At 60.8% G+C, this 6933-nt stretch carries 8 protein-coding genes; 7 read left to right on the forward strand and 1 reads right to left on the reverse strand.

All coding sequences use genetic code 11. From position 1 onward, the window contains the following. Positions 1 to 771 (forward strand): fumarylacetoacetate hydrolase family protein (locus SE91_RS20150; protein ID WP_245318483.1); only part of this gene is annotated, 771 nt, incomplete at its 5' end. A gap of 189 nt (positions 772 to 960) precedes the next feature. On the opposite strand, the gene SE91_RS20155 is transcribed toward SE91_RS20150, so the two are convergent. Beyond that, the gene (locus SE91_RS20155) at positions 961 to 2118 is read right to left on the reverse strand and encodes a GAF domain-containing sensor histidine kinase (RefSeq protein WP_061848830.1); all 1158 of its coding nucleotides are present in this window, start codon (positions 2116 to 2118) and stop codon (positions 961 to 963) included. Positions 2119 to 2406: 288 nt separating this feature from the next. On the opposite strand from SE91_RS20155, the gene SE91_RS20160 reads away from it, so the two are divergent. The 6 genes from SE91_RS20160 to SE91_RS35420 all read left to right on the forward strand — a co-directional run. Further along, a complete protein-coding gene (locus SE91_RS20160; protein WP_008553877.1) occupies positions 2407 to 3720 on the forward strand; it encodes an adenylate/guanylate cyclase domain-containing protein in 1314 nt (437 codons plus the stop codon). Between the two features lie 182 nt (positions 3721 to 3902). Further along, on the forward strand, positions 3903 to 4187 hold the full coding sequence (locus SE91_RS20165) for a hypothetical protein (protein WP_156489693.1): 285 nt from the start codon (positions 3903 to 3905) through the stop codon (positions 4185 to 4187). A 286-nt stretch (positions 4188 to 4473) separates the two neighbouring features. Continuing rightward, positions 4474 to 4671 carry a hypothetical protein gene (locus SE91_RS20170; protein WP_008553873.1) on the forward strand — a complete coding sequence of 66 codons (198 nt, stop codon included), beginning with the start codon at positions 4474 to 4476 and terminating at the stop codon, positions 4669 to 4671. Between the two features lie 48 nt (positions 4672 to 4719). Continuing rightward, positions 4720 to 5370 (forward strand): hypothetical protein, encoded by a 651-nt coding sequence (locus SE91_RS20175; protein WP_061848832.1) that lies wholly within the window; start codon positions 4720 to 4722, stop codon positions 5368 to 5370. A gap of 270 nt (positions 5371 to 5640) precedes the next feature. Then, entirely contained in the window at positions 5641 to 6681 is a 1041-nt protein-coding gene (locus SE91_RS20180; protein ID WP_283806314.1) for an NAD(P)H-dependent flavin oxidoreductase, read from the forward strand. A 25-nt stretch (positions 6682 to 6706) separates the two neighbouring features. Next, a partial coding sequence (locus SE91_RS35420; protein WP_156490032.1) for an alcohol dehydrogenase catalytic domain-containing protein occupies positions 6707 to 6933 on the forward strand: 227 nt, incomplete at its 3' end.

Here is a 6933-nt window from a genome sequence, read left to right on the forward strand (position 1 = left end):
GAGATGAAGAAGTGGCTGCGCTTCCGCCACGCCGGTAGCACCGGTTTTGGCACACTAACCTCGTCAGGCGTCAGCGTGCACGAGGGCGAGTTGTTCGGCCGCAACGCATCCACGGGCAAGACACTGGCACTGTCGGAAATCGAGCTGCTGGCGCCCTGCGTGCCCAGCAAGATCGTCGCGCTCTGGAACAACTTTCACGCGCTCGCCGCCAAGCTGAACCAGCCTGAGCCGCCGGAGCCGCTCTATCTGCTCAAAGCCACCACCAGCATCACGACGCCCGGCGCCGTGATCCGCCGTCCCTCATACTATGACGGCAAGACCACTTATGAAGGCGAGCTCGGCATCGTCATCGGCAAGACTTGCGCGCGTGTCTCTCCCGCCGAGGCCGACAGCTTCATCTTCGGCTACACCTGCGTCAACGACATCACCGCCAACGACATCTTGACCCGCGACCCCACCTTCCCGCAATGGGCCCGCGCGAAGGGCATCGACGATTACGGCCCGTTCGGGCCCGTCATCGCGACCGGTCTCGATCCGGCCCAGCTCACGGTCCGCACGATCCTCAATGGCGCGGAGCGGCAGAACTATCCGATCTCGGACATGATCTTCAGCGCGCAGGAGCTGGTCAGCAAAATCTCCCACGACATGACCCTGCTTCCCGGCGACCTCATCGCCGTCGGCACCTCGGTCGGCGTCGGCGTGATGAAGGAGCCGGTGAACACGGTGACGGTGGCAATCGACGGCGAGCTCACCAACGAGTTTCGGCTGTAGGGCGTGTACTCATAAGTGAGACGCTTGATCTTGGTCGCGCCTGATGTCCGCTCATCATTCAACAGCGGCACAAAAGCGGACATCGTCGAAGGTCGCAGAAGGGCGAGAAGCGGACCACGTGCCCACGCAGTCAGCTTTGAAGGCGACTCGTTCTAGCGCCGCCGTCACACCTGCTGGTTACTGCATTGACTACGCGAACGTTGCTGTAAAGGTTGTTTCGCGGGGAGATGATTTGGCAACGATGGCACCTCCATGTGCCCGAGCTATCTCCTGCGAGATATACAACCCAAGGCCTAGACCTTTTTGATTAGGAAGGACGTCGCCACGATGAAACGCGGTAAACAGGTGCTGCATCGCTTCAGCTGGAATTGGGTTGCCACAGTTCGTGATGCTAATTTCAAACCCTGCGTCAGTGCGCTTTGCCGCAACGGTTATCGGCTGATCGTTTGACCCGTAGGAAATTGCATTCCCCAATAGATTTGACACCATCTGAGCGATGCGCCCAGCATCCACTTTGACCGTCCCGGGGACTTCTAGGGTGGAGACGATAGTCCGTCCAGGATGGACATTCTCAAATTCAGATATGACCTGCCTGATAATCGGTTCTAGATTTTCCTCCTTGAGGTTGAGCTGCACTCCTGCGCCGAGTCTAGCTCGTGCGAAATCCATAACATTGTCGATTAGCCCGGCCATTCGGGCCACGCTGCTGTTGAGATGAACAATCCACCCCTGTCCTTCTGCATCGACCTTCTTGTTGAGCAGGCGAAGGCCGCCTTGGATGGACGCGAGAGGGTTTCTTAGGTCATGACCAAGAACAGCGATAAATTGCTCCCGCAATTCTGAATTTCTTTTCTCAAAAGCCAACTTGCCTTCACTCGCCTCGACCCTGGCGGCCGAATCGAGATGGGTAGCGATAAGCTCCGCAAACAACTTGAACATCCCCACGATTTCCGGCGTGCGAAGCTTTCGTGGCTTCGGGTCGATAGCACAGAGCGTCCCAAAAAAAGTACCGTCCGGAAGAATGATGGGTACCGAGATATAGCTTCGAAAGCCGTACTGGGCGGGAGTGTGGTGCGAGCAATAGTCCGCATCCTCACTGACATTGTCGATGATTACAGCCTCGCGGTTCTGTCGAATTTCGTGGCAAATAGTCGTCTCTATCTTTAGCTCATCACCGGGCTTCAGACCGAACGCGAGCTCGTCTCGCGATGCGCAGGTGATCCACCTGTCTTCTGTAACGCGAGCCACCGCGGTAAAGCCCATGCCCGTGGTCCGACTAACCACATCGAGAATGGTCGGAACGGCGGATATTCCACTTATCTTTGCTATGTCACGTTCAAAATTCATGTTTTGGCTTGGTCCGTCAGCAATGCCTCGCGGAAATATACAGCTTCCGCCGCTAAGCACGCCAGCACTCGATTGAGCCAATCAGCGGTCCTCCTCCAAGTCCGCAACGGGTCATTCGCGTCGGTTTAGCCGGGCGGCGCCGATTTCCGCACTCCCCCTAGAAACAGACATCGTGACCGTGCGTCCACGTTTTAAACGGGCCAACCGGAGACATTCAACCTTTGCCGGTACCCGTCTTGCTGCTACACTCCAGGCGGACTGCGACGACCGAGGCCGGGGAGATCATCCATGCAGCCGGTCACTCGCTATGCGAAGAGCGGCGACGTCCATATCGCTTACCAGGTATTTGGCAACGGGCCGATTAATCTGGTTCTCGCTCCCTATTTCGTGTCGAACATTGAGGTCTACTGGGATCATCCGGCAGTCGCTCGGTGGCTGTTGCGGCTGGGGTCCTTTGCTCGGGTGGCAATGTTTGACAAGCGTGGGACAGGCATGTCCGATTGTGTGCCGGAGCTGCCAGGCCTTGACCAGCGTATGGACGACCTCCGGGCAGTTATGGACGCTGCAGAGATGGAACAGGCGGCGCTCCTTGGAGCATCGGAAGGCGCATCCTTGGCGGCCCTGTTCGCCGCGACTTATCCGGCACGGGCCCGTGCACTGATACTCTACGGCGGCTTTGCTCAATTTTCGTCTTGGCTACCGACAGAGAAGGATCTGATAGAGTTCCTCGGTTATATTGATCAGTGTTGGGGTTCTGGCGCCAGCATAGCCGTCTTTTTTCCCTCGCTTGCTAACGATCCCACCGCTCAACAATGGATGGGCCGATTCGAGCGCCTTGGGGCGAGCCCGGCTGCGGCGACCGAACTCATGCGTATGAATAGTCAAATCGATATTAGTGGTATCCTGCCAACGATCCGGGTGCCCACGCTTGTCGTTCACCGCACCGGAGACAGAGCAATCAACGTGGAGGGCGGACGTTATCTGGCGGAGCACATCCCCGCGGCTCGTTACGTCGAGCTTCCTGGCATCGACCACCCTCCGTTTTTCGGCGACAACGCCGATTTAATCGCGGACACAATCGAGGAATTTCTGACCGGCGTGCGCACGCCGGTCATGGTTGATCGGGTGCTTGCTACGGTTCTCTTTACAGACATCGTTGGCTCGACCGAGAAGGCGGCTGCACTCGGCGACCGCCGTTGGCACGATCTGTTTGACGCTCATCACGCAACGATCAGGCGCAACCTCGATCGTTTCCGCGGTCATGAAGTCAAGACTACTGGCGACGGCATTCTGGCCACCTTCGATGGACCGGCACGCGGGGTACGCTGCGCTTGCGCAATTGCCGACGAGGTTCAATCGCTAGGCATAGAAATCCGCGCGGGACTGCATACGGGCGAATGCGAAGTGAGCGACGACGATGTCGGCGGTATCGCCGTCCACATCGGCGCACGTGTTGCAGCTCTTGCAGGCGCGAGTGAGGTCCTGGTATCGAGTACCGTCAAAGAACTGGTGGCTGGATCAGCGTTACGGTTCGGCGACCGCGGCGCCCGATCGCTGAAGGGTGTTCCCGGCGAGTGGCGCATATTTGCAGTCGAGCGATGATTGTGAACAATGCTTGCGAGCCGAGTCCTTGGCCACTCAGATGATTGCGCAAACCGCGTCCTCGAAAAGAACGCGGGATCACCACGTCCGCTTCGGGGTCACAAGCGGTAATGCTCTAACCGATCAGACCATTTCCGCTCGCCATCAGAAGCCGACATCGTCATTTATGAGTGCACGCCCTGGTGCTCTCCATCATTTCCGGCGGGCGCCGAGCCGTGCCCCCGGAATGGAGACTCGTCGGCTATTTGCTCCGCAGCGCAGCAAAATTGATCCAGCGCAAATCGCGCCGTCGCGGCCAAGACTATCCTTCGCGCAGGACATCAATTTTTGATGCCAGGGAGGACGCCATGTCGAATGCCGGCAATGCACTCTTGTGGACGGTCCTGTACGTCGCTCTCTCGTTCGTTGCTATTTTCGTGGTCTGGTTCGCAGACAAGCTGCGCTCGAACTTCCTCGGAAAGCGATAGACCGATCCGGTAAGAACAGGCTGTGTTGTATTCCGGATGAGCGAAGTGACATCCGGGACCCATGCTTCCGTAGGGAACCCGTATCGCTGTGCTCAGGCGGGCTACAAAGCTGCATGCGCTCGCGCGGCCGAAAAATCGGGATACATCACATCTCCGCGTGTCAGACATATGCCGCCAACATGTCCCGCGCGTGCCGCAACTTGGACGCATTCGGCCGCCCTTCTGTGAGGCGTGTCTGGGGGCACGGCATGGTCGTGTTTTGACCAAACCTTCTAGGGGTATCACTGTGAAGAAGATTGTAATTGCTCTGGGTGCCACGCTTGCTCTCGTGACGGCTGCGAACGCTGCAGATATTCCGCGCCGCCAGCCCGTGCCGGCCTATCCGGCCGAGCAGGCGCCGATCGGCAAGATGCCGATTGGCAAGAGCCCGGTTGGAAAGGCTCCCATCGGCAAGGCGCCCGGCCCGGTCGCAGCGCGCTACTGACGCGCAGCACGAAGCAGCGTAAGCGGCCGAGAGCAGAGGGGGCACAGCGTGACGTACAAGCCTGATCGATCGGGATCCTGCATCCTCGCGGGCTTCGCGCTTGCGGCCATGATCGCGTGCACGATGCCCTCGGCCTCGGCTCACGAGGCGAACAAGCGCGTTGCCGACGCGAACGCGCTTGCCACTGCTGACACCGCATCACGGCCGGCGCCGCAAGCAACGCGGCGCCCGCTGGCGCGTGCGGAGAAAGGTCCCTACTACGTCGACTTCCGCGCGCGGACGGCCGCGAGCTGGGGCCACGCCTTCGTCTGGTACGGCAAGACCAGCGAGAAGGCGGTCGAGGTCGCGGGTCTCACGCCAGCGGGCGACACGCTGGCTTACGTGCTCGGCCACATCACCTTCGTGCCCGCCGAGACCGGCGCGAGTTATGGCGATCTCGACCCGGAATATCTGACCGCGAGCTATCGGGTCTATCTGAACGAGGCCGACGCCAAGCGCGTGTTCGCCTACATCAAGAAATTGCAGGCGAACACGCCGGTGTGGAACGCCGAGACCATCAACTGCACCGGCTTCATCGGCGACATCGCCGAGTTCATGGGCTTGCAAGTCCCCAACCGCTGGCAGCGCCCGGAAAACTTCGTCAACCGCCTCAAGGAAATGAACGGCGGCCGCCAGATGGTGCGGCTGTCGGCGGAGTAGCTCTTCGCTCCACATTCGGTGTCATTCCCGCGAAAGCGGGCAATCCAGTATTCCAGAGACTGCGAGGCTGGAGCCGAGACGCCGCGGCGTACTGGATGCCCCGGTCAAGCCGGGGCATGACGACGAGGGCGAGGAAAGAACTTCCTTATGAGGTGATAGCGCACGCGGATTATCCGCCCCGCGGAATCAAGTTGCCTCCCGCATGAGGCCCTGCCTTCACCGCACACCCCCGCAATAGACATTTCCCCACCCGGGCGGCATCCTGCCGCCATCAACCGACAACACAGCGCCGTACAAGCGCGGGGGAAAAAGATCATGTTGCAGACACGGTTCACCAAGCTCGTCGGCGTCGAGCACCCGATCGTCCAGGGCGGCATGCAATGGGTCGGGCGCGCCGAGCTGGTCGCGGCGGTCGCCAATGCCGGGGCGCTGGGCTTCATCACCGCGCTGACCCAGCCAACGCCGGAGGACCTCGCCAAGGAGATCGCGCGCTGCCGCGACCTCACCGACAAGCCGTTCGGCGTCAACCTCACCATCCTGCCCGCGATCAAGCCGCCGCCTTATGCCGAATACCGCGCCGCCATCATCGAGAGCGGCGTCAAGGTGGTCGAGACCGCCGGCAACAAGCCGCAGGAACATGTCGACGAGTTCAGGAAGCACGGCGTGAAGGTCGTGCACAAATGCACCAGCGTGCGCCACGCGCTCTCGGCCGAGCGGATGGGCGTCGACGCCATCTCGATCGATGGCTTCGAATGCGCCGGCCATCCCGGCGAGGACGACACGCCCGGCCTGATCCTGATCCCGGCCGCCGCCAACAAGATCAAGATCCCGATGATCGCCTCCGGCGGCTTCGCCGATGCGCGCGGCCTCGTTGCCGCGCTGGCACTGGGCGCGGACGGCATCAACATGGGCACGCGCTTCATGGCCACGAAGGAGAGCCCGATTCACCAGCTCATCAAGGAGAAGATCGTCGCCAATGACGAGCGCGAGACCGAGCTGATCTTCCGCACCATGCGCAACACCTCGCGCGTTGCCAGGAACGCGATCTCGACCAAGGTCGTCGCCATGGAGAAGGAAGGCGCCAAGTTCGAGGACATCCGTGAGCTCGTTGCGGGTGCCCGCGGCAAGATGGTCTACGCCACCGGCAATTCCGACGAGGGGATCTGGTCGGCCGGCCAGGTGCAGGGCCTGATCCAGGACATCCCGAGCTGTGCCGAGCTGGTCTCCCGCATCGTGCGCGAGGCGGAGGCGATCATTCGCAGCCGGCTGGAGGGCATGATCATTCAGCCGCAGCGCGAAGCCGCGGAATAGTCACTGCAAGAAGCGAGAGCAATTCATGAAGGCTTACGTCTACGGCTCTGACGGCGCTAGTATTTCCGACGTTCCTCAACCAAAACCTGAGGGCACGCAGGTGCTGGTCCGCGTGCGCGCCTGTGGCCTGAACCGCGCCGACACCGGCATGCGCAAAGGCCACGCACATGGCGCAGCCGGCGGCATCGGCGCCGTGCTCGGCATGGAATGGGCCGGGGAGGTCGCCGCGCTCGGGCCTGATGCAAAGGGTGT

The organism is Bradyrhizobium sp. DOA1 (assembly GCF_001593325.1).
GTDB lineage: Bacteria > Pseudomonadota > Alphaproteobacteria > Rhizobiales > Xanthobacteraceae > Bradyrhizobium.